The organism is Synechococcus sp. H55.8 (assembly GCF_047462375.1).
Taxonomy (GTDB): domain Bacteria; phylum Cyanobacteriota; class Cyanobacteriia; order Thermostichales; family Thermostichaceae; genus Thermostichus.
Genome location: NZ_JANSJC010000009.1, coordinates 14,685 through 40,163 on the forward strand (window position 1 = coordinate 14,685; position 25,479 = coordinate 40,163).

22 protein-coding genes are annotated in these 25,479 nt (G+C 62.3%); 11 read left to right on the forward strand and 11 right to left on the reverse strand.

Going from position 1 to position 25,479, the window contains the following annotated elements:
* Nucleotides 1-214 precede the first annotated feature (214 nt).
* Nucleotides 215-964 carry a heme oxygenase (biliverdin-producing) gene (locus NW862_RS05500; protein WP_414332905.1) on the forward strand — a complete coding sequence of 250 codons (750 nt, stop codon included), beginning with the start codon at nt 215-217 and terminating at the stop codon, nt 962-964.
* A gap of 116 nt (nt 965-1,080) precedes the next feature.
* On the opposite strand, the gene NW862_RS05505 is transcribed toward NW862_RS05500, so the two are convergent.
* The gene (locus NW862_RS05505) at nt 1,081-1,602 is read right to left on the reverse strand and encodes a pentapeptide repeat-containing protein (protein WP_414332907.1); all 522 of its coding nucleotides are present in this window, start codon (nt 1,600-1,602) and stop codon (nt 1,081-1,083) included.
* Between the two features lie 205 nt (nt 1,603-1,807).
* Entirely contained in the window at nt 1,808-3,706 is a 1,899-nt protein-coding gene (gene dnaG, locus NW862_RS05510; RefSeq protein WP_414426992.1) for a DNA primase, read from the reverse strand.
* Nucleotides 3,707-3,818: 112 nt separating this feature from the next.
* Between dnaG and NW862_RS05515 the strand changes: the two genes are divergently transcribed.
* The 5 genes from NW862_RS05515 (at nt 3,819) to NW862_RS05535 (ending at nt 10,611) form a co-directional block, all read left to right on the forward strand.
* Nucleotides 3,819-4,199, forward strand: coding sequence for a c-type cytochrome (locus NW862_RS05515; RefSeq protein ID WP_414332911.1), 381 nt, complete (start codon nt 3,819-3,821; stop codon nt 4,197-4,199).
* Nucleotides 4,199-4,531 carry a hypothetical protein gene (locus NW862_RS05520; RefSeq protein WP_414349075.1) on the forward strand — a complete coding sequence of 111 codons (333 nt, stop codon included), beginning with the start codon at nt 4,199-4,201 and terminating at the stop codon, nt 4,529-4,531. The genes NW862_RS05515 and NW862_RS05520 overlap by 1 nt, the downstream gene beginning before the upstream one ends.
* A gap of 62 nt (nt 4,532-4,593) precedes the next feature.
* Entirely contained in the window at nt 4,594-5,181 is a 588-nt protein-coding gene (locus tag NW862_RS05525) for a YcnI family protein (protein WP_414349076.1), read from the forward strand.
* Between the two features lie 19 nt (nt 5,182-5,200).
* A complete protein-coding gene (locus NW862_RS05530; protein ID WP_414426993.1) occupies nt 5,201-6,808 on the forward strand; it encodes a copper resistance CopC/CopD family protein in 1,608 nt (535 codons plus the stop codon).
* A gap of 116 nt (nt 6,809-6,924) precedes the next feature.
* On the forward strand, nt 6,925-10,611 hold the full coding sequence (locus tag NW862_RS05535; protein ID WP_414426994.1) for a tetratricopeptide repeat protein: 3,687 nt from the start codon (nt 6,925-6,927) through the stop codon (nt 10,609-10,611).
* 8 nt (nt 10,612-10,619) lie between these two features.
* Here NW862_RS05535 and lysS read toward each other — a convergent pair whose 3' ends face one another.
* The 7 genes from lysS to trpB form a co-directional block, all read right to left on the reverse strand.
* Nucleotides 10,620-12,155 carry a lysine--tRNA ligase gene (gene lysS / locus NW862_RS05540; protein WP_414332918.1) on the reverse strand — a complete coding sequence of 512 codons (1,536 nt, stop codon included), beginning with the start codon at nt 12,153-12,155 and terminating at the stop codon, nt 10,620-10,622.
* Between the two features lie 47 nt (nt 12,156-12,202).
* Nucleotides 12,203-12,970, reverse strand: coding sequence for a Uma2 family endonuclease (locus tag NW862_RS05545; protein WP_414332919.1), 768 nt, complete (start codon nt 12,968-12,970; stop codon nt 12,203-12,205).
* A 496-nt stretch (nt 12,971-13,466) separates the two neighbouring features.
* Nucleotides 13,467-14,879: a DNA repair protein RadA gene (gene radA, locus NW862_RS05550; RefSeq protein WP_414367738.1), complete on the reverse strand. Its 1,413-nt coding sequence runs from the start codon at nt 14,877-14,879 to the stop codon at nt 13,467-13,469.
* A gap of 89 nt (nt 14,880-14,968) precedes the next feature.
* Entirely contained in the window at nt 14,969-16,105 is a 1,137-nt protein-coding gene (gene aroC / locus NW862_RS05555) for a chorismate synthase (protein ID WP_414349079.1), read from the reverse strand.
* 123 nt (nt 16,106-16,228) lie between these two features.
* Nucleotides 16,229-16,969, reverse strand: coding sequence for a pantothenate kinase (locus NW862_RS05560; RefSeq protein ID WP_414332922.1), 741 nt, complete (start codon nt 16,967-16,969; stop codon nt 16,229-16,231).
* Nucleotides 16,959-17,717, reverse strand: a complete 759-nt coding sequence (locus NW862_RS05565) for an AMMECR1 domain-containing protein (RefSeq protein WP_414332924.1) — start codon at nt 17,715-17,717, stop codon at nt 16,959-16,961. Before NW862_RS05565 ends, NW862_RS05560 begins: the two co-directional genes overlap by 11 nt.
* 7 nt (nt 17,718-17,724) lie before the next feature.
* On the reverse strand, nt 17,725-18,984 hold the full coding sequence (gene trpB / locus NW862_RS05570; RefSeq protein WP_414332926.1) for a tryptophan synthase subunit beta: 1,260 nt from the start codon (nt 18,982-18,984) through the stop codon (nt 17,725-17,727).
* A 189-nt stretch (nt 18,985-19,173) separates the two neighbouring features.
* On the opposite strand from trpB, the gene NW862_RS05575 reads away from it, so the two are divergent.
* From NW862_RS05575 to NW862_RS05595, 5 genes are all read left to right on the forward strand, one after another.
* Complete coding sequence (locus NW862_RS05575; RefSeq protein WP_414426995.1) at nt 19,174-19,536, forward strand: hypothetical protein; 363 nt, start codon at nt 19,174-19,176, stop codon at nt 19,534-19,536.
* A 143-nt stretch (nt 19,537-19,679) separates the two neighbouring features.
* Entirely contained in the window at nt 19,680-20,198 is a 519-nt protein-coding gene (locus tag NW862_RS05580) for a hypothetical protein (protein ID WP_414332930.1), read from the forward strand.
* Nucleotides 20,199-20,246: 48 nt separating this feature from the next.
* On the forward strand, nt 20,247-20,795 hold the full coding sequence (locus NW862_RS05585) for a hypothetical protein (protein WP_414332932.1): 549 nt from the start codon (nt 20,247-20,249) through the stop codon (nt 20,793-20,795).
* Nucleotides 20,795-22,342 carry an Hsp70 family protein gene (locus tag NW862_RS05590; RefSeq protein WP_414338223.1) on the forward strand — a complete coding sequence of 516 codons (1,548 nt, stop codon included), beginning with the start codon at nt 20,795-20,797 and terminating at the stop codon, nt 22,340-22,342. The genes NW862_RS05585 and NW862_RS05590 overlap by 1 nt, the downstream gene beginning before the upstream one ends.
* 214 nt (nt 22,343-22,556) lie before the next feature.
* Nucleotides 22,557-23,933, forward strand: coding sequence for a 1-acyl-sn-glycerol-3-phosphate acyltransferase (locus NW862_RS05595; protein WP_414349084.1), 1,377 nt, complete (start codon nt 22,557-22,559; stop codon nt 23,931-23,933).
* Nucleotides 23,934-24,380: 447 nt separating this feature from the next.
* Here the strand turns inward: NW862_RS05595 and NW862_RS05600 are convergent, their stop codons facing one another.
* A complete protein-coding gene (locus NW862_RS05600) occupies nt 24,381-24,494 on the reverse strand; it encodes a photosystem I reaction center subunit VIII (protein ID WP_011428960.1) in 114 nt (37 codons plus the stop codon).
* A 38-nt stretch (nt 24,495-24,532) separates the two neighbouring features.
* Nucleotides 24,533-25,003 carry a photosystem I reaction center protein subunit XI gene (locus NW862_RS05605; protein ID WP_414332937.1) on the reverse strand — a complete coding sequence of 157 codons (471 nt, stop codon included), beginning with the start codon at nt 25,001-25,003 and terminating at the stop codon, nt 24,533-24,535.
* Nucleotides 25,004-25,479 lie beyond the last annotated feature (476 nt).

Below are 25,479 nucleotides of genomic sequence, written 5' to 3' on the forward strand. Positions count from 1 at the left end.
AGGCTGAGTCGAGTCGTTATGAGGGCGCGCTCAGCCTGTTAGGGGGGTCTGGTCTGCGTCGCGGTGACCAGAGGGGTTCCCCGGCAGGATCTACCTTCATCCAGATGAGAAGGGGTTGAAATGGGTTTACACAGCTTCTCAGGCCAGGGCGATCTTTATTGATGTTTTTGAAAACAACTGGACACAAGCAGCCGTCTTTGACGAGGAGGGTTTTGTGAGTCTGCACCATCAAGAGAATCAGAACACCAGCCTATCGGCCCAGTTGCGGGAGGGCACCAAGCAGTCCCACACCATGGCCGAGAATATGGCCTTCATCAAGTGCTTCCTCAAGGGGGTGGTGGATAAAAAAGCTTACAGCCGCTATGTGGGCAATTTTTACTTTGTCTATGGCGCTCTGGAAGAGGGGTTCGCGCAGTTGCGAGAGCACCCGCTGGTGGGCCGGCTCTACTACCCGGAGCTGTGGCGCAAGGCCAGCTTGGAGAAGGATTTAAATTATTTTGTCGGCCCCAATTGGCGCGCTGTGGTCAAGCCCTCCCCCGCTTGCCAGGTCTACGTCAACCGCATTCGAGAAGTGGTGGAAACAGACCCGGTTCTGCTGATTGCCCATGCCTACACCCGCTACATCGGCGACCTGTCGGGTGGCCAGATCCTGAAAAATATTGCCCGCCGGGCCATGGGCCTGCCGCCAGGAGAGGGAACGGCCTTTTACGATTTCGAGCAGATCCCTCATGAGGGCAAGTTCAAGCAGCGCTACCGCGCTCAGATGGACGCCCTGGGACTGGATCAGGCCACCATCGAGCGCATTGTGGCGGAAGCCAACTACGCCTTCAAGCTGAACATGGACTTGTTTAGGGAGTTGGAGGGCAATTGGCTGTTGTCGATGGCCCGCCTGGCCTGGAACTCTCTCCTCGCCCAGTTTCAGCGCAAGCCCGCCCGCTCTGAGGCGGCTGCTCCCAGTTCCTAGCCACAGCTATTCCCAATCCCAGAGAATCTTTGCTGGGCCGCCAATCCCCCCTCTCCCTCAGGGAGAGGGGCTGGGGGTGAGGGGTGTCCCTCAGGGAGAGGGGCTGGGGGTGAGGACTAGTCGCATTCGAGGGTATCGCGGGTGGCGCGACCGGTGACGGGGTTAACGCCCCTGGCCCGCTCGCAGAGGATGGCAAGGGCATCTTGCCGTATCAAGGCATTGGTGAAATCCGCCCCCTCGATCTGGATGTCCTCTACTCGAGCCAACCACATCATGCTGTCCTGCAGTTGTGCCTCTCGCAGATCCGCGCCCTGTAAGTTAGCCATGTCCAAGGTGGCGCCGCGCAGATCGGCCCCGCGCAGGTTGGCCTTGCTGAGGTTGGCCCCAAACAAATTCGCCCCTGCCGCTTTGACATGGCTGAGATCGCTTTGGCGCAGGTTGGCCTTGAGAAATTTCCAGCCGCTCAGGTCTTGCCCGGCAAAGCTCATGCCCTGCAGATCTCGTTTGGTGTAGTCTTCTGCCCAGGCCGGGAGCCCCAGGAGAATGACCCCCAGGTATAGTAGCAGCCCCCAAAACACCATCCCCCGCAGGAGCCGAGACAGCTTCACCCGAACCGAAGCCTGCCCAGCAACAGACATTGTGGATCCCTCCCTCCAGGAAACCTCCATGGCTTGGAAATTGCTTTTGTTTCTATCCTACCGGATGGGGATCCCACTGGCAGAGCGGGCTATCTTAAACAGTGTAAGGGGGCGCGGTGACAGCCCTACCCCCAGCTCCTCTCTCTTTGGAAAGGGGGAGTTAGGGTTCAAGGTAACGAGCCGTTTCATTGCTATTGGAAATGACTCACAAATCTTCGGCCAGTGGGGCTTCCGACAGGTCTTCTAGGCTCAATTGCACCTGCCGCTGCAGCGCTTGAATGGCTTGGTACTCCTGCTGGATGCTGGCCTGGTACTGGGCGGCAAGGACGGTGTTGCCCTCGGAAAAGGCTTGATCCCACAGTTGGGTCCAGTAGCGGTAGCGTTTCTGGCGAATTTCCAGCTCCATATTGGCAATGGCGGCCCGCACCACCATCCGTGGACGCATCAAGGCTACACGGGTGTTCTCGTCCAGCCAGAGCAGATGGCTGAGGCGCTCGTTGAGCTGTTCCTCATGGGCGCAGAGGGTGCGCAAAGCCGTCAGCAAAGGCTCTTCTTGGTCTTCCAGCTCCGGCTGCGCCGCCAGCAACTCCAAAGTCCGCTGCCACAGCTCTCGGTGAGGGCGAAAACTAAACTGCAGCTCTCGCTCCAACAAGGTCTCACGAATTTCGCGGCGGTACTCGGCAAAATGCAAGAAAATCTGCAAAAGATGGGACTCCGATTGTAAGAGCTTGGATCCCTTGTTGGCAGGAGGTTGGCGGGGTTTGGCCCAGCGGTAGCCGCGCACGGCACGGCGCAGGTCTTCTTCCAAGTCCCGGCTGAGGCGACCGTTGCCGCGGCTGAGCAATTCTGCCACTTTATGCAAGTATAAAGAGCGCCATTGTCCACCCAAACCGGCCAGCAGTTGCACAAGGGCTTGCTGGGCCTGCTGAAAATCCGCGGCTCGGCTCAGATCCCGACCGGCCAGCACCTGTTCAATTCGCCAATCCAGCCACAGGGGAGCTTGACTGAGCAAGGTTTGAAACTCAGAAACAGGATGCTCTTGCAAAAACTCGTCGGCATCTTTGCCCTCGGGAAGGGTGAGAATGCGCAGCTCGATTTCTCCGCGCCGCGCTTGGTCTTCAATGGCTTCAATGGCCCGGTTGGCCGCGTTCAACCCGGCCCGATCCGCATCAAAGTTGAGAATCAGCCGCTTCGATTGGGTATAGCGCAGCAGGACTTTCACCTGGTGGGGCGTCAAAGCCGTGCCCATAGCGGCTACAGCGTGGGCAACTCCCGCCTGATGCAGGGCGATGACGTCAAAGTACCCTTCCACCACCAAGGCTTGGTCGGCCTTGGCAATGGCGTCGCGGGCAAAGTTAAGGCCGTAGACCACCTGGCTTTTGTTGAACAGCTCGGTTTCTGGAGAGTTCAGGTACTTGGGCTGCTCCTCTCCCAAGGCTCTGCCGGCAAAGCCGATCACCCGCCCCTGCAGGTCGAAGATGGGCAGCATGATGCGGTTGCGGAAGCGGTCGTAATGTCCGGATCCCTGTTGGCGGGGAACCAGCAAGCCGGCTTCTTCTAGAAGTTGGACCGGTTGGCGCTTTTGGTTGACCAGGTATTCGTAGAGCGAGTGCCAGCCGGGGGGAGCAAAGCCGATTTGAAATTTTTGCAAGGTTTCTTCCCTCAGGCGTCGGCTGTGCAGGTACTGGCGGGCCAGGGATCCTAGCTGGGAGCGGAGGGCGTGCTGGTAGAAATCGGCGGCCAGGGCCAAGATCTCCAGCAGCTTTTCCTGGCGGGAGAGTTGGCGCTCGTAGTCCTGGGAGAGGGATCCCCTGGGCTCCGGCACATGGTAGCGGCGGGCCAAGTGGCGCACCGCCTCGGCAAAGGAGAGGCGCTCCATCTGGCTGACAAAGCGGATGACATCTCCGCCCGCCCCGCAGGAGAAGCACTTGTAGATCTGCTTGCTGGGGCTGACCTGAAGACTGGGCTTGCGGTCATTGTGGAAAGGACAGAGGCCGACGAAATTCTTGCCCTGCTTGCGCAGCACCACCTTTTCCGCCACCACCTCGACGAGGTCGGCCTTCTGGCGCACCAGTTGAATGAACTCGGGGGGCAGACCGCTCATGGCCTTGGGGATCCTACACCCCATGGTACCTGCAGGGGACTTGACAGGCTGTCTTTTGACCTGACCTGACCTGCCGGAGATAATGGTCTGGCTTCAAAAGCTGGATTTTTCCATGAACGGTCTTTTGCAGATTGTTGAGAGGAAAATGCGGATTGTCAAACTCTTCTTGCTGCTTTTGCTGGTCGGCGCCGCCGTCTTTTGGGGCCCACAAGTGGCTTCTGCGGAACCGGATTTGGCTTTGGGAGCCAAGGTCTTTCAAGCCAAGTGTGTGGGCTGTCACTTGAACGGGCGCAACAGTTTGGTGGCAGCGAAAAACCTCTCTCTGGCGGCTCTTCATGAGTACCACGTGGATACCCCTGAGCTCATCCAGGCCCAGGTGCGCAACGGCAAAGGGGCCATGCCCGCTTTTGGCAAGCTTCTCAAGCCAGAAGAAATCGAAGCCGTGGCCGCCTACGTTCTAGACCGGGCTGAGCACAACTGGAGCAAAGGCTAATGGCCCAGGAGAGGACTCAAGATCTGACCCTGGCACCTCAGATGCCGCAGGAGCAGAGCTGTGGAGCACAGGGATCCCGCCGCAAAATCTTGTCGGTTGGGGTGGGGGCTCATGGTTTGGTGGCGGTGGGCATTTCTGCCCATGGGGTGGTGGCCATCGGCGTGGTGACCCACGGCATTCTCTCGATTGGCCTGGTGGCCATGGGCGCCCTCTCCTTTGGGCTGGTGTCGATGGGCTTGGCCAGCGCCGGCCTGGTGTCCATGGGCCTTTCCAGTTGGGGTCAGCACAGCATGAGCGTGACCGAATCCCACGGATCCCATCACCATCCTTAGGTTTTGTTGGCCGGATCCTGACCGGTTCTCTTTCCACCTAGCGTTGTTAAGGAGTATTTACAATGTTCAGTTGGCACAGTTACCTGGCCTTGGCCAAGAAATCTCTGCTGGCCCTGGGAATGAGCGTTGTGCCCCTTTCTTCTGCTTGGGCCCATGTGACCGTCCATCCCAAAGAGGCCCCGGCGGGCAGCGTTGCCAAGCTCACCTTCCGCGTGCCCCATGGCTGCGATGGCTCCCCGACCATTCGCCTGCGGGTGCAGATCCCGGAAGGGGCCACCTCGGTGAAGCCGATGGTGCACCCCCTCTGGAAAATTGAGACGGTGAAAAAGCCGCTGGATAAGCCCTACGAGTCCCACGGGAAGATGATCACCGAAACAGTGGCCGAGGTGATCTGGAGCGGCGGATCCCTGCCGGATGAGTTCATGGATGAGTTCAGCCTCAGCCTCAGGCTGCCGGATCGCCCCGGCGAGACTATCCCCATCCCGGTCATCCAGGAGTGTGAACAAGGCATGTACCGCTGGATCCAGGTGGCGCAGCCGGGGGAGGATCCCAAAAACCTGCCAGAGCCGGCGCCGCTGCTGAAGCTGACGGACAAAGGAGAGACCCACGGCCACGGACAGGGACACAGCCACGGCCATGGCGCTCGCTAGCCGGGTTGCCGCTGGAATCATGTCTTTTTTGCAAAAGGGGATCCTCTTCTGGATTCGGGTTGGTCTCCTGGGCACCCTGCTGTGGGTGGGCGGGATCCAGCCCGTTTTTGCCCATGCCAGCTTGCTCTCCACCTTTCCCGAAGATGGAGCGATGCTGCAGGAAGCGCCGGCGCAGGTGCGGCTGGTCTTCAATGAACCTGTGCAGCTCACGCAGCTCCAGGTTCTGGACGGCAACGGCCAGGTGCTGCCCCTGGAAAACTTGGTCGGCACGGGCAACGCACCGCAGGGGGATTTGCCGGCGGAGATCCCGGAAGGGGTTTACATCGTCAGTTGGCGGGCCATCTCTGCCGATTCCCATCCGGTGAGTGGTTCGTTTGCCTTTCAGGTGGGGACGGCGGATCCGGGGCTGTTGCAGGCGGCGAGGGCAGCCCAAGCGGGGGATCCCTTCTATTGGCCGCTGGTGGGAGTGCGCTGGGGGATCTACCTGGGCAGCCTGTTTGTGGTGGGCGTGCTGGGCTGGTGGCGGCTGGTGCGGGGGCGGTCGGGCGCTGCAGATGAAATAGAGCTCTCTGCCGAGGCCTGGGCTTTTGCGGCTGCCTGGCTCACCCTCAGCCTGACGCTGGTGGCTTTGAGTTTGCACCTGGCCCAGCTCTACCCCCACTTTGCCGGGCCGGAGCTGCTGAGCGTGCTGGCCTCTCCCTATGGTTGGGGCACGGGGCTGCGGCTGGTGGGGCTGGGGATCCTGATCTGGGCCTGCGAGGGCGGCCCTGGCTGGGCCAGCGGATTGGGGTCGATGGCGGTGATTGGCTCGTTTTTGCCCATCGGCCATGCCCTCACCAGCGAGTATCCAGCAGGGACGATGGCCCTCTTGGGGCTGCACCTGGCCGGCTCGGCTTTTTGGTTGGGGGGGTTGTGGGGGCTGGAGCGCCTGCTAAGCCATTCGCGCCAGCGGGACGGAGTCCTTGAGTTGACTCCCCCCGCAGTAGGCCTCATCCAGCGGTTTTCCGATGTGGCCACCTGGGCCGTGCCGGGGCTGGTGCTGGCAGGGGTGGGAATGGGGGGGATCCACCGCGGCTGGGACTGGGATCATCCCTACGGTCAGTACCTCTGGGCCAAGCTGCTGCTGGTGCTGATGATCCTAGGGTTGGCCGCCCACAACAAGTTGCGGCTGCTGCCGGCGCTGCGGTCGGGGGTCTGGGCGGCGGCTCGATCCCTGCGCCGGATCGTCCGCCTAGAGCTGGTGGGGCTCGTTCTGGTGCTGGCCTTGACCAGCTTCCTCGTGGCCCAGGCTCCCCCTGGCCCTGGGGTAGTCTCGTCCTGCCAGGAGAAATTGAGCTGGCCGGAAGGCAACTTGCACCTGAGGATTCTGCCCTGTCGTCTTGGGGAGAATGAAATTCGGGTTGAAGTGAAAGGGATCCCGGCCCAGGAGCTGACCCTTGGGTTCTCTCTGCCGGAACAGGGGATCCCCCCTTTACGCCGCACTGTGGCGCCGGCTGGGCCCGGCCAATTTGGGGTGGAGAATGTGCCCCTGGCCCTGGCGGGGGAATGGCAGATCGAGGTGAGACTGTTGGTCGGCGATTTTGAAGAACGGCGAGGCCAGATCGCGGTTTCTCTCCAGCCAGACTAAGACACCCGCCAACCGCCGAGCCAGGGGCTCTCCGCTCAAGGGGGCCGGCCTGTGGCAGAATCGAGCCAGCCTGCAAAACAGCAAAAGGCTGCGCTGCTCAGTTGACCGGCTTGGCTATGGAAGACAAAATCAGGGCGGGAACTGTGCTCAGGGGGCGCTACCGCATTCTCCATCCCCTCGGGGAAGGGGGATTTGGTGTGACCTACAAGGCGGTGGATCAAGACACCTTCGATAGCCCCTGCGTCGTCAAGCGCCTTCGCCCCCTCTCTACGGATCCCTACACGCTGGCCACGGCTCGCAAGCTTTTTGAGCGGGAAGCCAAGGTTCTCAACCAGCTCAATCACTTCGACCAAGTGCCCCGCCTGCTGGCCCACTTCGAGCAGGATCAGGATTTTTACTTGGTGCAAGAGTTTGTTGCCGGCCATGATCTCAGCCAGGAGCTGATCCCGGGCAAGCCGCTGGGCGAGGCCGAGGTTTTGCAACTGTTGCGGGATATTTTGGAGATCCTGCGCCATGTGCATGCCCACCAGATCATCCATCGGGATATCAAGCCGGCCAACCTGATGCGCCGCGATGCTGATGGCAAGTTGGTGTTGATCGACTTTGGGGCGGTGAAAGAGGTGGGACGGCTGGTCAGCCCTGCCCCCGGCCAGACCCAGTTGGCGACGGTGATCGGCTCGGTGGGCTACATAGCGCCGGAACAGCTCAACGGCAAGCCCCAGCCCTGCAGCGACCTTTACGCCGTGGGAGTTCTGGCTATCCAAGCCCTCACCGGTCGTCCCCCTCAGAAGATCCGGGATGATCCCCGCACCGGCCAGCTTATCTGGCGGGATCTGGTTCAGGTCAGCGAGGAGCTGGCGGAGATTTTGGATCGCATGATCTGTCCCCGCTGGCAAGAGCGCTTTCAGTCGGCGGCTGAGGTGCTGGAGGCGCTGCGGCCCCTGCTGCCCAGTCCTGACGAAGCTGTTCTGGCGGTGGATCAAGTTCTGGCAGCGCGCCTCTTGACCCGTGGACAGGAGAAAGCCCGCCAAGGGGATTTCCAGGGGGCAATTGCCGACTATACCCTGGCCATTCAATTGGATCCCCGCAACAGCCGCGCCTACAGCCAGCGGGGCAGCGCCCGCTACAAAAGTGGAGACTTGGCAGGGGCTATCGCAGACTACACCCAAGTTATTCAATTGGCAGGGGATGCCCGCGCCTATTTCAACCGGGGCATCGCCCGCTACCGGCTGGAGGACTACGAGGGGGCTGTTGCCGACTATACACAGGCTCTCCGCCTCAACCCGCAATGGGCGGTGGCCTACTACAACCGCGGCAATGCTTACCGGCAACTGAATCAGCAGCAGCAGGCCATTGAGGATTATTCGCGGGCCATTGAGCTCAACCCAGAGGATGTGCGGGCCTATTTCAACCGCGGCGTGGTGCGCGGCCATCTGGGAGATGCACAGGGGGCAGCAGCAGATTTTTCCGAGGTGATCAAACGGGATCCACAGGATGGAGAGGCTTATTTCAACCGGGGGGTGGCGCGGGCCCAGTTGCTGGATCTGCAGGGGGCTGTCGAGGACTACACCCAAGCGTTGCAGTTGGATCCTGGCCAGGGCAAAGCCTATTACCGGCGGGGCCTGGCCCGACAAGTGTTGGGGGATCCCCAGGGGGCTGTTGAAGATTTTTCTCAGGCCATAGCGCTGCGGGCTGCGGAAACGGGCGAACTTTCTGGGACAGAGGCGGCTGCCCAAGCAGATCTCTACTTGCAGCGGGCCATGGCCCACCTGAGCAACAACGCTCTGGAGCCGGCGCTGGCCGATTGTGAACAGGCCCTCGGCCTGGATCCCAAGCTGTCGCGGGCCTATCTCTGCCGGGGCTTGGCCCGTCAGGGGCTGGGGGATCCCGGCGGCGCCCTGGCAGACTTCAACCGTGCCCTGGAGCTGGATCCCCAGATGGCCAAAGCCTACCTCAATCGGGGCATTGCCCAGCTCGATTTGGGCAACGTCGCCGCGGCTCTGGCGGACTTGAGCCAGGCCATCGCTTTGGATCCCCAAGATGCCGGTGCCTACAGCAGCCGCGGGCGGGTTCATCGGCTGCTGGGGGATCTGCTGGCGGCCCTACAGGATTACACGGCTGCTCTGGAGCGGGATCCGCAAAACCCCCAGCTCTACTTCAACCGCGGCCAACTCCATGCGGAGCGGGAAGATTGGTCGGCAGCCTGTGAGGACTTCTCGCAGGTGTTGCAATGGGCGGCCCGGCCTGGGATCCCGCGCGGGTCGGAGCTCTTGGTGAATGCCCATCTGGGCCGCGGCATGGTGCGACAGCGGCTGGGGGACTGGCAGGGGGCGCTGGCCGATTTCGACCAAGCTCTGCAAGGAGATCCTCAATCAGGCTTGGCTTATTTCCATCGTGGCCAGGTGCGGGCTGCCCTGGGAGATGGGCCGGGGGCCATCCAAGACTACCACCAGGCTTTGGCGCTGGGGGCAACCGTGGCCGAAGCGGACATTCGCCGAGATCTGGCGCGGGTGCACGCTCAGACGGGGGATCTGCAGGCGGCCCTAGAGCAGTTGAACGAGGCGGTGCGCCTGCAGCCGCAGCGGCGGGATCTGCGCCAAGAGCGAGCCGAGCTCCATCGGCAATTGGGCCGGTGGCAGGAAGCAATTGCCGACTACGATGAGGTGTTGCGGCAGGATCCCCAAGACTGGACGGCTTGGTTAGGACGGGGCATGGCCCATCGGCAGATGGGCAACTTGGCTTCTGCCATTCAGGATCTCAGCCGGGTTTTGCAGCAGGATCCCGACCATAGGGAAGCGCTGTGGCAGCGGGGACAAACTCTGCTGCAGTTGGGCCAGAAGGAAGCGGCCCTGTCCGATCTCGACCGCCTGCTGCAAAGGGATCCCCACCACGGGATGGCCCGCCTGGCCCGCGGCTCCCTCTTGAAGGAGCTGGGGCACCCTGCGCAGGCCGAATCCGACTTTGACCAGCTCATCCAGGAAAAGGCCCAAGAGGGGGAACAGAAGCTCTCTCTGGAAGCCCACCTGCAGCGGGCCCAGGTTCGCCGCCTGCGCCACAACCTGGAGGGGGCGGTGGCCGATTTGGATCGGGCCTTGGAGCTGGCCGGCCCCGGGGCTCCGGAAGCGCTGGTCACGGCCGCCCTGCTGTACCGGGGCTTGTGTCACCAAGAGAGGGGGGATCTGGCCGGGGCGCTGGCGGATTTCACGGCGCTGATCCAGCAGCAGCCGCAGTCTTCTCAAGGATTTGCCCTGCGGGCAAGGGTGCATCTGGCTTTGGAAGACAAACAGGGGGCGTTGGCGGATCTCGACCAAGCCCTGGGTCTCAACCGGGACTGGGGAGTGGCCGATGCGGCCCTGACCTACCGTCAACGGGGGGATCTGCATCGGCAGGCCAATCGCCCTGAGCTGGCCATTGCCGACTACACGCAGGCCCTGGCCTTGAACCCACAGGAGCGCACTGCTTTGCTCTGCCGAGCTCTCTTGTGGGATCGCGCAGGGCAGACGGACAAAGCTCTGGCAGACTACACTCAACTGCTGCAACTGGAGCTGGATCCCCAAGAGCGCGTCTGGGTCTTGAACAACCGCGGCTGGGCTTGCGCCCAACAGGGGGATTTCTCGGCGGCCATCCGCGACTACACCCAAGCCATCGAGATCGACCCCTGCCACCTCAACGCTCACTACAACCGCGCCCTGGCCCGGGCTGCCTCTGGGGATTGGCAGGGGGCCTGCCAGGATTTCCAGGCTGCCCTCCAGATCCAGGAGTACCAAGGTCGGCTTTTGGAAGAGGCCAGTCTCCCCTTCTAGGGATCCACTCAAGCCTCCTCCGCACCTTCTCCTGTCTCCGGTCGCAGCAGCGGGAAGGCGATGACATCACGGATGCTAGGGGCGTCGCACAGCAGCATCGCCAGACGGTCGATGCCGATGCCCAGGCCGCCGGTGGGAGGAAGGCCGTACTCCAGGGCGGTGAGGAAGTCCTCGTCGAGAAAGTGGGCCTCTTCGTCTCCGGCTGCCTTCAGGGCCGCCTGGGCCTCCAGCCGCTGCCGTTGGTCTACCGGGTCGGTCAGCTCCGAGTAGGCGTTGGCCGTCTCTCGCCCGACGATAAACAGCTCAAAGCGCTCCGCCAACCCCGGCTTGCTGCGGTGGGGCTTGGTGAGCGGACATACCTCCAGGGGATAGTCCAGAACAAAAGTCGGCTGGCGCAGACGGCTTTCGCAGCAGTGCTCGAAGGCTTTGACCAGCAGCTTGCCAGGGGAGTCCTGGGGGGAGAGATCGGGGATCCCCTGCTCGGCCAGGGCGGGCAAGAGCTCGGCGGTGGATCCCTTTTCCACGTCGATGAAGATGCCGGTGGCCTCTTCCACCAACTCCTGTATCGTCACCCGCCGCCAGGGTGGGGTGAGGTCGATGGCTTCCCCTTGGTAAGTAATTTGCAGGGATCCCCGTACCGCCAGGGCGGCGTTGCAGACCAGGGTTTCGGTCAGCTCCATCATGGTGTGGTAGTCGGCAAAGGCTTGATAGGCCTCTAGCGAGGTGAACTCCGGGTTGTGGCGGGTGGAGATGCCTTCGTTGCGAAAGACCCGCCCAATTTCGTACACCCGCTCGATCCCGCCCACCACCAGCCGCTTCAGGTGTAGCTCGGTGGCGATGCGCAAGTAGAGATCCAGATCCAGGGCGTTGTGGTGGGTGATGAAAGGCCGCGCCTCCGCCCCGCCGGGGATCACCTGCAACACCGGCGTCTCGATCTCCACAAAGCCCTGCTCCTCCAGGGTCTGCCGCAGGGAGCGGACGATCTTGGCCCGGTCGAGCAAGGTTTGCTTCACCTCGGGGTTGACGATGAGATCGACGTAGCGCTGGCGGTAGCGTTTCTCCACATCCCGTAGGCCGTGCCACTTGTCGGGCAGGGGCAGCAGCGCCTTGGTCAGCACCTGGTACTCGTCCACCCGCACCGACAACTCGCCTTTTTCGGTGCGCTTGAGACAGCCCTTGGCTCCCAGCCAGTCGCCCACGTCGAGGAGCTTGTCCAGGTTCTTGAAAGCCAGCTCTCCCATGTGCTCCGTCAGCCGTTGCTTTTCTAGGTAGAGCTGGATGGTGCCGGAGCGATCCTGAAGGGTAAAAAAGGCCAGTTTGCCCATGACCCGCCGCGCCCGGATCCGTCCGGCCACGGCCACCTGCACATCCTCCCGCTCGGCGCCGGGCTCGAGATCGGCAAATTGGGCCTGCAACTCGGCGGCCAGGTGGGTAACCGGGAAAGAATAGGCATAGGGCAGGATCCCTTGCTCCTGCAGGTGGCGGGCTTTCTCGAGACGGGCGGCCCGTTGGGCGGCTTCACTGCTGCTGGGGAGAGTGGACATAGGAGTAAAGGGAATAGAGGATTTCAGGAACGGACGGGATCCTTTTTTTACTCTTCCGGCGGCGCGATCCCGTGGGAACGCAGCAGCTCCAAAAGTCTTTCGGCCCGTTGGCGTTCTCTTTCGGCCCGCTGCTGCTCTAGGGCGGCCTTTTCCTCGCCGGTGGGCAAAACTTGGCCCTCTCGGTCACACCAGCGCAGCCATTCCGTGTTGACGCCCTCGAAGGATCCCTGCCAGAGGGTCAAGCCCAGGCCAATCTCCTCCAGCCAAGTGGAATCGAAGGGAACCAGCTCTCCCCCCCGCCGCTGAAAAAGAACCAGCGGGGATCCCTGTAACTCCCGCAGTTGCCGCAAAGGATCGTAAACCCCGTAGTAGGCCACCCCAGCGCGGGCATAGTCCCTGAGTTTGCGACCCAGCTCTTCCCCCTCGCGGTTGGAGACAATCTCAATGACCACGTCGGGGGGCTTGCCCATCTCCCAGACGAAGTAGGTGCGATCTTCCTTGCGCTCGAAGCTGGCGGGGGGAGCCACCTCCAGGCTGAGCATGACATCGGGCACCAGCGGCGGCAGCTTGAGGGCGTAGAACAGGCCGACGTTGGCCGTGGCCAAGAAGGGGATCGGCTCGCCGCTGTCTTTGGCCCTGGGTTGAAAGGAAGCGTAGAGGGCGCTGGTGAGCAGGCGCTGCAGCTTCTCTGAGTAGATGCTATCCACAGGCTGGTCGTCCTCGATTGTCAGGTCGCTGACATCCGGTGGCGGCGGCGGTGGAAACTCCGCTGCTGGTGTCGAGGGCTTGAGGGGGCTAGAAGGTGCAGAAACCATGATGCCGGGATCCCTTGCAGGGTTGCTAGGGGCTGCTCGGTTGTTTGTCGATCAGCCGATATGAAACCATCTCGAGGGTAGCAAAGGCTGCTGGGAAAAGGGTGACCAGAAAGCTTCTCCAATCCCACGCCAGAGATAGAAGCCCAACCCTGGGCTTGCCTCCTTGAGCAGAGCAAGAGACAAAAAATCCTGCCAGACCTCCTCAGCTTTGGCCGGATCCCTTTTGGAGAGCAGCTAGCGCTCTGCTTGGGCGTTCAAGCGGGAGACGATCAGGTACACCACGAAGATAAACAGGGCCACCAACGCCATAGGTCGATCCTTGGTCAGTATCTTTCGCCAGTGTCTGTAGGATAGGGTGCCCACCCGAGCAGGGATCGAGTCGCTGTCCTTGCATTAAACTTTACTATATAACGCTATAGATATGAATGACATTTGCCCGCAGGTTGGTTCTCGGCGGAAGATCGACTGCCGAGCTGGGCCAGTTGGGGATCCCCTCTCACTGGGTAGGCTCGGAGCTGGGCAGAGCCACCAGCAGGGCCTCCAGCAGCCGCTGCACCCGGCTGAGGCGCAGGCCAGCGTCGGCCAAAACAGGGCTGTTGGGGATGATGGCGTGGCGGAACCCCAGCTTGGCGGCTTCCTTGAGGCGCTGCTCCAACTGCGGCACCGGGCGCACCTGTCCCCCCAGGCCCACCTCGCCAATCAAGACCGTAAAGGGATCCACCTGGCGATCCCGGAAGCTGGCGGCCACGGCCACCGCCACCCCCAAGTCGGCAGCCGGCTCGGCCACCTGGATGCCGCCGGCGGAGGCGATGTAGGCGTCGTATTTGGAAAGCGGGATCCCCACCCGTTTTTCCAGCACCGCCAAGATCTGCAGAAAGCGGTTGGGCTCGATGCCGGTGGCGGTGCGGCGGGGGGAGCTGTAGCTGGTGGGGCTGACCAGGGCCTGCACCTCGACCACCAAAGGGCGGGTGCCCTCACAGGCGACGATGGTGGCTGTTCCTGGCGTGGCCTGATCCCGGCTGCTCAAAAAAAGCTGCGAGGGGTTGTCTACTTCCACCAAGCCAGAGGCAGTCATCTCGAAAACGCCGATTTCCTGGGCTGCCCCAAAGCGGTTCTTGACGGCGCGCAGCAGGCGGTGGCTCTGAAAGCGATCCCCCTCGAAGTACAAGACGGTGTCCACTAAGTGCTCCAGCACCTTGGGCCCGGCCAGGGATCCATCTTTGGTGACATGGCCAACGATGAGCAGGGCCACCCCCAGTTTTTTGGCCACCCGCATCAAGAGGCCGGCACATTCCCGCACCTGGGAGACGGATCCCGGCGCTGAGCTAAGCTGCCCCCAGAAGATGGCCTGAATGCTGTCAATGATGGTCACCTGCGGCTGCAGAGCCTGGATCTCGGCCAGAATGGCCTCCAGCTCGGTCTCGGCCAATAGGTAGAGCTGCTCGCTTTCTATCCCCAGCCCCTCCGTCCCGCCGAGGCGATCTGCACGCAGCTTAATCTGCTGGGCCGATTCCTCCCCCGACACGTACAAGACAGGCCCGCCCTTGGCCAGATGAGCGGCAGTCTGCAGCAGCAGAGTGCTTTTGCCAATGCCCGGATCGCCGCCGATCAACACCAGGGATCCCGGTACAATGCCGCCCCCCAACACGCGGTCGAACTCGCCAAAGCCCGAGGAAAGGCGGGGGTGGCGATCCGAGTGCACCTGAGCGAGAGGAAGGGCTGCCTGGGGGATCCCGCTGCCGCGGCTGCGCGGGGGGACAAGACGCTGGGGTGACCCAGACTTGGGAGAGGGGGTGAGAACCACCTCCGTCAGGGTATTCCAGGCGCCACAGTTGTCGCAGCGGCCCAAAAACTTGGGATAGCGCTCGCCGCACTGGCTACACTCCCAGACGGTTTTGGCCTTGGCCATGAGCAGGGATCCCGCCTCTTTCTCAGGATACAAAGACTCGATCCCGCTGGCGCAATCAGGATCTCCGCAAGGGCTCCGACCGGCTGCCGCTAACTGTGGGGCACAGGAACGGCAGGAATGGGCACCTCCGGCAAGACTAGGGATCCGCACTGGGCGTGGTGGCGCAGCAGATGGTCACAGAGCACCAAAGCCACCATCGCCTCCACCATCGGCACCGCCCGCGGCAGCACACAGGGATCGTGGCGCCCCCGCGCCGCCAAGACCGTCTCCTGCCCGTCGAGGGTGACCGTGCTTTGGGGCTGGCGAATGGTGGCGGTGGGCTTGAAGGCCACCCGCAGGACGATATCTTCCCCGTTGCTGATGCCCCCCTGGATGCCGCCGGAGCGGTTGCTGCGGGTGCGCCAGCCGCTGGGGGTCATGTAAAACTCATCGTTGTGCTGCTTGCCCGTCAGGTAGGTGCCGGCAAACCCCGACCCAATCTCAAACCCCTTGCTGGCCGGCAGCGACATCACCGCCTTGGCCAGGTCGGCTTCTAGTTTGTCAAACACGGGGCAGCCCAGCCCGCGGGGCACATTGCGGGCCACGCACTCCACCACTCCCCCGAGAGAATCCCCTTCCCGCGCCGCTGCTTCGATTTTCTCAATCATTGCCGCCGCCGCTTCTGGGTCGGGGCAGCGGACAATGTTGGCTTCCACCTGCTCGGCTGTTACTGAGCTGGGATCCACCTGCGCCTCCACGTCTTTGACCCGCTGCACATAGGCCAGGATCTCCACCCCTGCCGCCAGACGCAGGATCTTCTTGGCAATGGCCCCGGCGGCCACCCGGCCAATGGTCTCCCGCGCCGAGGCCCGTCCTCCCCCCTGCCAGTTGCGGATGCCGTACTTGGCCTGGTAGGTGGCATCAGCATGGGAAGGGCGAAAGGTGGTGGCCATTTCGCGGTAGTCCTGGGGGCGGGCATCCTGGTTGCGCACCAGGATGTGGATGGGTGTGCCCAGCGTAAAGCCCTGGAAAACCCCGGAGAGGATCTCGCAGCGATCCGCCTCCTGGCGCGGCGTGGTGATGGAGCTCTGGCCAGGGCGGCGCCGATCCAGCTCCGCCTGGATGTCGGCCTCGCTCAAGGGCAGCCGCGGTGGGCAGCCGTCCACCACCACCCCCACCGCCCCCCCGTGGGACTCACCGTAGGTGGTGACGCAAAACAAGACGCCGAAGGAGTTGCCGTTGGCCATGGGATCCCTGGGTTGCCAAGAGGTAGAGAAGCTGCCCGCTCCGTTTGCGCTAGCAGGACAGAGTCCTTGGAGGCCTGAGCGAGCTCTAGGGTTGGGGATAAAAAGCCCCCAAGCGACTGTTTTCTATTCTGCACCAGGGAACTGCCGAGCAGCGCGGTGCAACTGACGGCAGCCGGCGATCCCCCGCAACACCAGGTGGGGATCCCAGTGCAGTTCCCTGTCCAGGGGGCGCAGGTGGGCGTAGAGCAGCTCGCCATCGCCGCCGGTTACTAGCAGGGGCCCCTGGGGAAAGCGGCGCCGCCAGTCGGCGATGAAGTCCTGCAAGCCGGCCAGCAGGGTGTGGAGAATGCCGCTGCGGATGGCAGCCCCAGTGTCCCTGGCCCAGCGGGGGGGCAAGGGATCCGCTGCCTCCCACTCCACTTTGGGCAGGCGGGCGGTGTGGTCGGCCAGTGCCTGTGCCTGCAGCCCTAGGCCGGGCAGGATCGCCCCTCCCAGCAGGGATCCCTCCGGGTCAGCCCCCGTCAGGGTTAGGGCGGTGCCGGCGTCGATGACCAGACAGGGCCAGCCGTAGTGGATGCCGGCAGCCCAGACGGCCAGCGCCCGATCCAGCCCCAGGCCGGGGTAGGGATCCCGCAGCGGCACCTGGGAGAGTCCAAGGCAATGCACCCACGGGGATCCCGGCGGCAAAGGGGCAGAGCCAACGGCAGCCAGCCACAGCTCCGTCTCTTCCGGCCAGGACAAGGGCCGGTGGGCAGGGAACTGTTCCACCTTGACCAAGGTCTCCCCCACAAACCAGCCCCAGCGCACGTGGGTGTTGCCCAGCACCGCCGCCAGCCACCGGTCGGGTTGGGCCTCAAAACTCATGCAGCAGCTCCGCCTCCACGCGAAACAGCTCCACTGGCTGATCCGCAGGGATCCCGGCCAACCTTTTGGCGGTGGAAAGCTGCCATTCCGTTGTCAGGGCTTCTCCGGGCAGCAACACCGCCCCCCGCGTGCCCGTGCGAATGAACAGGCCCATGCGGGTGGGATCCACCTGCTCCAGCGAGGGGATGGGCACCACCCGTCGCACGATGGCCACCTGGATGGACGCCGACTCCAGCTCCCCAGGTCGCAGGGGCGGATAGCGCCAGTCGCGGGTAACAGCCCCCACCGCTGCCCGGATGGTGGCCCTGGCCAGATCCTCGCCGCCGGGATCCAAGCTGCCCCAACAGCCGCGGGGCCGCCCCTCCCTGGTCACCGTAACAAAAACTCCCGCCGGGCGCCGCCAGTGGGGCGGGATCTCTTCTGGGGCGGGCAGCACCTGGCCAGTGGCGAAGTAGTGGGCGATGGCCTGCCGCGCCAGGGCCGGCAGCGTCTCAGGAAGGGGTGGCGGCTGGCCGGGAGCGGGGATCCCTGTCCCCTTCGCCTCTTCCTCCCTGGGGTCGACCAAGGCGCCTGCCCAGAAAGTCGTGGCCGGGGACGGGATCCCGCCAACGCGCCCGGAAACCTCTGGCTGGGATCCAACCAGCAGCACTAGCCCCGCCCCCAGAAACAAGGTCAGTAGGCCGAGCAGGCGAACGGCAAAGGTGGACATGGGCAGGGATCCCCTTGGCAAGGGAGAGAGGGTTGGCAACCCAACTCTAGGCTAGGCTACGCCCCCGCTGCTGCAGGTACTGGAAAACGGTGTTCAAGTCCTTGTCGCCCCGCCCGGAGCAATTGACCACCACCCGCTGCTGGGGGCCAAGCTGCGGCGCCAAAGTCTTCAGGTAGGCCAGGGCATGGGCTGTCTCCAGGGCGGGGATGATCCCCTCCAGGCGCGACAGCAGCAGCAGCGCTTCCACCGCCTCGTCGTCGGTAACCGCGTAGTACTCGGCCCGCCCAATCTCTTTTAGGTAGCTGTGCTCCGGCCCTACGCCAGGGTAATCCAGGCCGGCGCTGATGGAATGGGCCTCCTGCACCTGGCCTTCTTCATCTTGCAACAGGTAGCTCATGGCCCCGTGCAAGACCCCAATGCGACCGCGGCTGAGGGTGGCGGCGTGGCGGGATGTGTGCAAACCCTCCCCGGCAGCCTCAATACCGATGAGCCGCACCTGAGGATCGCGGATAAACTCGTTGAACAGGCCCAGGGCATTGGAGCCGCCGCCCACACAGGCCAGCAACACGTCCGGCAACCCTCCCCATTTCTCCTGACACTGCTGCCGCGTCTCCTGGCCAATGACATCGTGAAAGGCCCGCACCAGCTTCGGGTAGGGGTGGGGCCCGGCCACCGTGCCAATGACGTAGTGGGTGGTCTCCACATGGGTTACCCAGTCGCGGATGGCCTCGGAGAGGGCATCTTTGAGGGTGGCCGTGCCGGCTTCCACCCCGCGCACCTCAGCGCCCAACAGGCGCATCCGCTGCACGTTGGGGGCCTGCCGCTCCATGTCCAGCGCCCCCATGTAGATGACGCATTCCAGGCCGAAGCGGGCGCACACCGTTGCCGTGGCCACCCCATGTTGGCCGGCGCCGGTCTCGGCGATGATCCGCCGCTTGCCCATGCGCACCGCCAGCAGCACTTGGCCGAGGGCGTTGTTGATCTTGTGGGCGCCGGTGTGGTTGAGGTCTTCCCGTTTGAGGTAGATCTGGGGGCCGCCGTAGTGTTCGGTAAGCCGCTGGGCAAAGTAAAGCGGGCTGGGCCGCCCGACAAAATCCCGCAACAAGCTGTGCAACTCGGCGCGAAACTCGGGATCCTGCCAGTGCCGCTCAAAGGCTTCCTCCAGCTCCGTCAGGGCGCTCATCAGGGTTTCCGGTACAAAGCGGCCCCCAAACGGCCCAAACCGGCCCTGGGGATCCGGGCGCACCTGCGGGTCAAGGGGATCCCAAGCAACAGCGTGGGCAGCAGCAAGAGGAGTTGAGGTCATGGCAAATCTGTTGGTGCGGGCTGGGCAGCCGGCAATAGGAGACAGTCCTCCCTATTTTACAAAAGTCGGAAACGCGGGAAGGCGACTATTTGCCGCCCTAGAGGGTGGGATCCCGCCAAAACCGGCTTTGAATAGGGGACTTCCAGGGATCTTTAGGATGAGGCCGTCTGATTTTGGGGAGCGGCCTTTATGGACAAGCATCTGCAAGAGTTGCTCCAGCAAGAAGATCAAAAGCGCATAGACGAAGAACTACGCCGCACCTATGCCCTTTCTCAAAAGTCTCAGGGAGTGGCAATCTTTTTGTCGTTATTGCTGGCTTTTGCAGCCTACATTTATACGCGGCGATGGAAAGCGCTGATGGTCTTTTTGGGGTGGTGCATTTTTATTGGCGTGTTGTTTGGCGACGGAGAAGAAGGAGAAGTTTCTCTCCCTGGACTTTTTCTGGCCTCCACCTGGGCAGCAGTGGACAACTGCGCCGCTATCCAGCGAGCTAGAGAAAAAATTGAACTGCTGCGCTCCGGGCAAAACCTCGATAGCGACCGGCGGAGTTAATCGACATCAAATCAACAAGCTGGAAACCCTATCCTTCTCCCCTCTCCCTGTGGGAGAGGGGTTGGGGGTGAGGGATCCCTTTGCCAGCAGCAGTTTAGAAAAAAGGAGCCTAGAATGGCCGCAGATCCGAAAAACTCGAAACCATGAGATCTGCTGCTTGCTTAGCCTGTCTGCTCGCCGCTCTCTTTGTGGGAAAAGGGATCCCGGCTCTGGCCTCACCCGCTCTTTTGGTACTGGCCCAGTCAAGTTTTCAGCCCTACATCAATGCCCGCTTTGGCTATCGCCTCGACTATCCGGCCGATTTTGTCCCCCAAGGGGAATCCGATAGCGGCGACGGTCAGGTGTTTGTCGGCGAAGAGGGGGCTGAGCTCCGCGTTTGGGGTGGGTACAATATTTTTCAAGCAACGCCCGCCAGCGCCCTGCAAGAGGAGTTGCAGCGCAGCCGAGAAAGCGGACGCCGGGTTACCTATCAAGTTGCCGGTCGGGATTTTTTCGTGGTCTCCGGCTACGAGCCAGGCAGCTTGCGGATTTTCTATCTCAAAAAGCTTGTCCGCCCCTCTCTAGAGGCTGGCTTTGAATTGGTCTATCCGGCCAGCCGGCGCGAGCGCTACGACCGGGATGTGGAAGCCATAGCCCGCTCCCTGCGCTTTGGGGATCCCTGACCCAGGCCCCAGTTGGGGCATGATCATAGGGATCCCTGGCAAAACCCAATGGCCGAGAGACCGCTGGACAGTTGGCTGCGGGAACGCATGCAAGCCGTTGGCCTTTCCTCATGGCAGGCCTTGCAAGCTCAAGCAGGGATCAGCCGCCGCGCCCTCGATCAGGTGCGCCAAGGGCGGTGGGGATCCCTGCGCCTGGAGCAACTGCAAAAGTTGGCTGCCGCTCTCCGGTGGGATGTGGGATCCCTGCTTGGCGGCGGAAGGGGCTCTGACAATGCAGAGGCAATCTTCTCCCTGCTGCAGCCGCTGCTGACCAGCTACCCCACCGTCCGCGAGATTGCCCGGCGCAAGCCGGATTGGCCGGCCCAGAACGTGACGGCTCTGTTCCGGTCGCTGGATGCCCTGCTGCAGCAGTGGGGGTATGAAGCCATCGGCAGCCCTCTTGAATCTGTCCCCTTCGACCCGCAACTGCACCAGCCGGATCAGCCGGACATTCGGCCTGGGGATCCTGTCTATATCCGCTTTGTCGGCTACCGCTGCGGCCAACGCATTCTTTGCCCGGCCAAAGTTAGTCGCTCCCTGCCCGGAGGATTGAGCTGATGGCACCCGTCCCCAAAGCGACGCTGGCTATTGATTTTGGCACCAGCAATACGGTTGTGGCGGTTTGGGATCTTGGACAAGAAGCGCCCCGCCTGCTCAGCCTTCCCGGCCTCTCCCGCCCCGGTTACGCGGCCATTCCCAGCCTGGTCTACGTCAAGGGAAAAGGCCAACTCCTGGTGGGAGAAACCGTGCGCGCCGGGCGCTGGGGGGCAGTGGATCCGCAGCGCTTGTTTCAGGGCTTCAAGCGGGATCTGGTGGCGGAGTTTGTGCCCCCGCCGCGAGTTCTGGATGGGGAGCGCTACGATGCCGAGAGGGTGGCCCAGGCTTTTTTGCAGGCGGTGATGGAAGCCATCCAACAAGAGTACCCGCAGCCGCAACAGGTGGTGTTTACAGCTCCCGTCGGCTCTTTTGAGCGCTACTTAAACTGGCTGCGGAGGGTGGCCGGGGATCCCATTCAGATTGTGGACGAGGCCACTGCTGCTGCCCTGGGCTATGCGGTTGGCCAGCCGGGATCCCTTGTGCTGGTGGTGGATTTCGGTGGCGGCACCTTGGATCTCAGCCTGGTGCGCACCCTTCCCCCTCAGCCGGGCGACCCTGTCCTCAAGGCGGAGGTGATTGCCAAGGCCGACGCCTACGTGGGCGGATTGGACATCGACATCTGGATTGCCGAATACCTGCTGGGGCAACTGGGGCTGAGCCGGCAGCAGCTGGGAGCCCTGAGCTGGATTACCCTTCTGGAGCAGGCAGAACAGCTCAAGATCGCCCTTTCTGCCCAGCCCAAGGCGGTGGGCAGTTGGTTTGACGACGAAGCCCTAACTGCCTATGAGCTGCAGTTGGATCGGCAGGTGCTGGAGGAGATTCTAGAAACCCACCAGCTCTTGGATCAAATCCGCCAGTGCCTAGACGATGTGCTTCTCACTGCCCAGGCCAGGGGAGTGGGCAAAGGCCAAATTGAGCAGGTGCTCCTGGTGGGAGGCAGCTCCCAACTGCCGGCAGTCCAAGAGCTGCTCCGCTCCTACTTTGGCAAAAAGAAAGTCCGCTGCGAACGCCCCTTCGACGCTGTGGCCTTGGGCGCCCTGCAGGTGGGCCGCCAAGTTAAGCTGGAGGATCGCCTGCACCACAGCTACGCCATCCGCCTCTGGGATCCCTTGCAAAAAAGCTATATCTACTACCCTCTGTTTGAGCGGGGCAGCCCCTACCCCTGCCGACGCTCCGAGCCCTTGATCTTGCAGGTGGCCAACGACGGGCAAACCGAAATTCGCCTCGATGTGGGAGAAGTGGCTCAGGTGGCCCAGGCCGAGGTGGTTTACGACGAGCTGGGGCGCATGAGCAGCCGCCAACTCACTCGACAAACCGATTTTCGATCCCTGGCCCCTGGCGCCGAGCCGGCTTGTCTGGCCCGCCTGCAACCCCCAGGCCGGGCAGGAGAAGATCGCCTCAAGGTGGAATTTGCCGTCGATGCCTCGCGGCGGCTGCTGGCCACTATCTTCGACTTGCAAACCCAGCAACTTTTGGTAGAAGCCCAGCCCGTAGCCACCCTGAGTTAGAGAGAGAAAGGCACTCAGCCTCTTGTCGCACCGAAACCCAAACGGCGCTATCTGGCCCTCCTCCCCTCTCCCTCAGGGAGAGGGGCTGGGGATGAGGGATGCCTCAGGGAGAGGGGCCGGGGGTGAGGGTAAATTTGAAACGACCATAACCCGATCGATTGGATGGGGATTTGATTGGGCCTAGCTTGAGCAATTCAGTATTTGAGAAAAAGCCTTGTTTTCGCCACCACCTCCCTCTTTTGCCCGTCCCCCCCTAGACTTTATCCCGCCGGCCTACAAGCCCTGGGTGCTGCGGCTTGTCCACGGGATCCTGCCGCTGCTGTTGCGGCTGAGGGTGCGGCCCTGGCTTCCTTCCGGCATTGCCAAAATCGAGGCTAGGGGCGTGCAGACCCTGGCGCAGCTCTACCACCAGTTTCAGGCGGGCCAGATCCGGCTGATCCTCGCTTTCCGCCATGTGGAGGTGGATGATCCCCTGGTGGGCCTCTACGTGCTCTCTCGCCTGGTGCCGCAGGCTGCCCGTCGCCAAGGGATCCCCCTCCGCAAACCCATTCACGCCCATTTTCTCTACGACCGGGGCATGCCTCTTTGGGGTGGCGAGTGGCTAGGGTGGCTTCTGTCTCGCCTGGGCGGGATCCCTGTGCATCGGGGACGGCGGGTGGATCGGCTGGCGCTGGCGGCGGCGCGGCGCCTACTGCTGGACGGCCCATTTCCTTTTGGGATCGCCCCGGAAGGGGCCACCAATGGCCACAGCGAGCGGGTCAATCCTCTGGAGCCGGGAACGGCGCAACTGGCCTTTTGGTGCGCCGAAGACCTGGCCAAAGCCGGTCGTTCGGAAAAGGTGGTTGTGGTGCCCATCGGGATCCAATATCGCTACCTAAAGCCCTCTTGGAAAAAGCTGGAGCGCCTGCTAAGCCACCTCGAGCGCCTCAGTGGCCTGACGCCGCCGGCGGATCCCAAGCCTTCCGCAAACCGCCACTGTGCTCAGCGGATCTGTGGCCTGGCCCACCACCTGCTGGCCCAGATGGAAACGTTTTACGGCCTTCCCCCTCTTCCTTCTGGGGTGCCTTTCAACGCCCGCCTGGAGCGGCTGCTCCACACGGCGCTGCAGACGGCCGAGACCTACTTTGGCCTATCTCCCCAAGGGGACTGGAACAGCCGTTGCCGCCGCATCGAAGAAGCCGCCTGGACCCAGATCTACCGAGAAGAATTGCGGCATCCCGGATCCCTGGCCCCGCTGCAGCGGGGGTTGCTCAACTGGAAAGCCCAGCAGGCCACCCTCTACCTGCAGCACATGCGCCTGGTGGAAAGCTGCGTAGCCGTGCAGGAAGAGTACTTGCTGAGCAAGCCTTCTTTTGAGCGGCTGGCAGAAAGTGCCCTGATCCTGTTTGATGTCTTGGCCCGCCTGCGCGGCGATCCCTACCCGGCCCGGCCTCGCCTGGGTTGGCGAGAAGTTCAAGTTACGGTGGGGGATCCCATCTGGGTGAGCCAGCGATGGGAACGCCAGTACCGCCAAGGCCGCCAGGAAGCCAGACAGGCAGTAGCCGAGCTAACTCAAGATTTGCAACTTGCTCTCGAGCGCATGATCTCTTGAAGCAGCAATATGCCTGGCTGGCACAGTTGCCTGTGGTAGGGATGCGGAGCCCTTTCTCCCGCTCCCCTCTCCCAGAGGGAGAGGGGCTGGGGGTGAGGGCGGATCCCCCTGGGAGAGCCGACTTTAGTCGGAGGAGTGTCAAGACCATCTATAAGCAATGGCTAGGCCAGTTGCTCCTTTGACGTAGTCAATGTCTTCGCGGAACTTTTTGAGCTCCTGCTTTTAGATTGCATAGGCAGCATCAAGGGCGGTGGTAGGGGAGCCGAGACGCTTTGGAAGTTTCCCTTTCCCAAAAGCAAGAAGACTCAACCTCGGTCGGGTGCTGCCCCAGCTTTTGGGAAGACAGCAGGGGGGATAGAAACAGCCGTTGCGCCAAGGTCTGCCCAAAAAGCAAGGGATCCCTAGAGAAGGGATCCCTCTTCTAAGACCAATTGAGACTAGAACAAATTAGTCGCGCTCAATGTACAAAAAGAGCACGGCCATGGTTACTGCCGGAAGCAGCCAACCGACAATGGGGACGAAAATCCAAGGAAGATAAGCAGCAGCGTAAGAACCGGTCATGGTTTTGCTCCTCTCCAGTGTCTTGACAAGCTTGACAACTAATTCACCAACCCTCGAAAGATGGCGTCGATCCCGGCAAAGTTCTCCAACAGGAAGTAGGCAGCAAAGACGCCACCCATGCCTCCCAAGAAAAATCCTGCCGTCAGATCCCCCCAGCCACGCGCCGTAGATAGAGGATTGGCTCCCGGCGTTTCCGGCTTGTTTCCAAAGGTAACACTGCCATACGCAGACATGCAGGCGGTTCCCAGCAACACAATCACCATGGCCGTGACCAGCCCACCCAAATTGGCCGCCTCAGGATAGTCGCGCAGCGGGCCCACCACGATTTCCGGCCCCACCAAGAAATAGCCATGCGCCAACCCAATCTCCAGCCCCCGCAACAGCGGCGATAGGCCAGGACGGTTGATGGGGAGATTGTTGATAAACAGACGGGTGACAGGAGAATCGCTAATAGGCGTCGAAAGATGCCCCTCGCAGGGATCGTCGTTAAAGGTGCGAATGTAATCCATGTCCGAAGGTCCTGCCTGGAATTTTGCGACTCATTCTACGAGGCTTAAGTTACGCTCTCGGCAACCCATACTCGGATCGTTAAAAAAGTTCACGCTCGCTTAACACAGAGATAGCTCCTCAGTTTGAGACTTTTCCCCGGCGCTCCACGCTGCTTCCGGGCTCTGACCCACCAGCAAACGCGAACCCCCCTGCGCAACTTACGGGGGGAGAAAAGAAAGGCTTAGACTCACCGGCTGGTGGTGAAGAACGAACGGCTTCACCTTGACCTTAAATTATCCTGAATTGCGGGGCTTTGGAACTCTTGTAGCCCCCTTCGTCGTCTCATGAGTCTGGGCAAGCGTTCTGCCCCCGTTCTCTTCCCAGCCTTTCACCCCATTGGCTGGCCTAGAAGTTTGATATCCTATCGGGGGGCTGCTGTTGAAGGTAGCGGCACTTGCCCTTCTTCCCCTGTGAGGCCGTTCGCGCAGGCGCGACG

What these genes read in the sequence shown, in the direction of transcription:
- NW862_RS05505 (WP_414332907.1), bottom strand. Translation starts at nt 1,602, where the DNA reads ATGTCTGTTGCTGGGCAGGCTTCGGTTCGGGTGAAGCTGTCTCGGCTC.
- dnaG (WP_414426992.1), bottom strand. Translation starts at nt 3,706, where the DNA reads ATGAGCGGTCTGCCCCCCGAGTTCATTCAACTGGTGCGCCAGAAGGCC.
- NW862_RS05515 (WP_414332911.1), top strand. Translation starts at nt 3,819, where the DNA reads ATGAACGGTCTTTTGCAGATTGTTGAGAGGAAAATGCGGATTGTCAAA.
- NW862_RS05520 (WP_414349075.1), top strand. Translation starts at nt 4,199, where the DNA reads ATGGCCCAGGAGAGGACTCAAGATCTGACCCTGGCACCTCAGATGCCG.
- NW862_RS05525 (WP_414349076.1), top strand. Translation starts at nt 4,594, where the DNA reads ATGTTCAGTTGGCACAGTTACCTGGCCTTGGCCAAGAAATCTCTGCTG.
- NW862_RS05530 (WP_414426993.1), top strand. Translation starts at nt 5,201, where the DNA reads ATGTCTTTTTTGCAAAAGGGGATCCTCTTCTGGATTCGGGTTGGTCTC.
- NW862_RS05535 (WP_414426994.1), top strand. Translation starts at nt 6,925, where the DNA reads ATGGAAGACAAAATCAGGGCGGGAACTGTGCTCAGGGGGCGCTACCGC.
- lysS (WP_414332918.1), bottom strand. Translation starts at nt 12,155, where the DNA reads ATGTCCACTCTCCCCAGCAGCAGTGAAGCCGCCCAACGGGCCGCCCGT.
- NW862_RS05545 (WP_414332919.1), bottom strand. Translation starts at nt 12,970, where the DNA reads ATGGTTTCTGCACCTTCTAGCCCCCTCAAGCCCTCGACACCAGCAGCG.
- radA (WP_414367738.1), bottom strand. Translation starts at nt 14,879, where the DNA reads ATGGCCAAGGCCAAAACCGTCTGGGAGTGTAGCCAGTGCGGCGAGCGC.
- aroC (WP_414349079.1), bottom strand. Translation starts at nt 16,105, where the DNA reads ATGGCCAACGGCAACTCCTTCGGCGTCTTGTTTTGCGTCACCACCTAC.
- NW862_RS05560 (WP_414332922.1), bottom strand. Translation starts at nt 16,969, where the DNA reads ATGAGTTTTGAGGCCCAACCCGACCGGTGGCTGGCGGCGGTGCTGGGC.
- trpB (WP_414332926.1), bottom strand. Translation starts at nt 18,984, where the DNA reads ATGACCTCAACTCCTCTTGCTGCTGCCCACGCTGTTGCTTGGGATCCC.
- NW862_RS05575 (WP_414426995.1), top strand. Translation starts at nt 19,174, where the DNA reads ATGGACAAGCATCTGCAAGAGTTGCTCCAGCAAGAAGATCAAAAGCGC.
- NW862_RS05580 (WP_414332930.1), top strand. Translation starts at nt 19,680, where the DNA reads ATGAGATCTGCTGCTTGCTTAGCCTGTCTGCTCGCCGCTCTCTTTGTG.
- NW862_RS05585 (WP_414332932.1), top strand. Translation starts at nt 20,247, where the DNA reads ATGGCCGAGAGACCGCTGGACAGTTGGCTGCGGGAACGCATGCAAGCC.
- NW862_RS05590 (WP_414338223.1), top strand. Translation starts at nt 20,795, where the DNA reads ATGGCACCCGTCCCCAAAGCGACGCTGGCTATTGATTTTGGCACCAGC.
- NW862_RS05600 (WP_011428960.1), bottom strand. Translation starts at nt 24,494, where the DNA reads ATGACCGGTTCTTACGCTGCTGCTTATCTTCCTTGGATTTTCGTCCCC.
- NW862_RS05605 (WP_414332937.1), bottom strand. Translation starts at nt 25,003, where the DNA reads ATGGATTACATTCGCACCTTTAACGACGATCCCTGCGAGGGGCATCTT.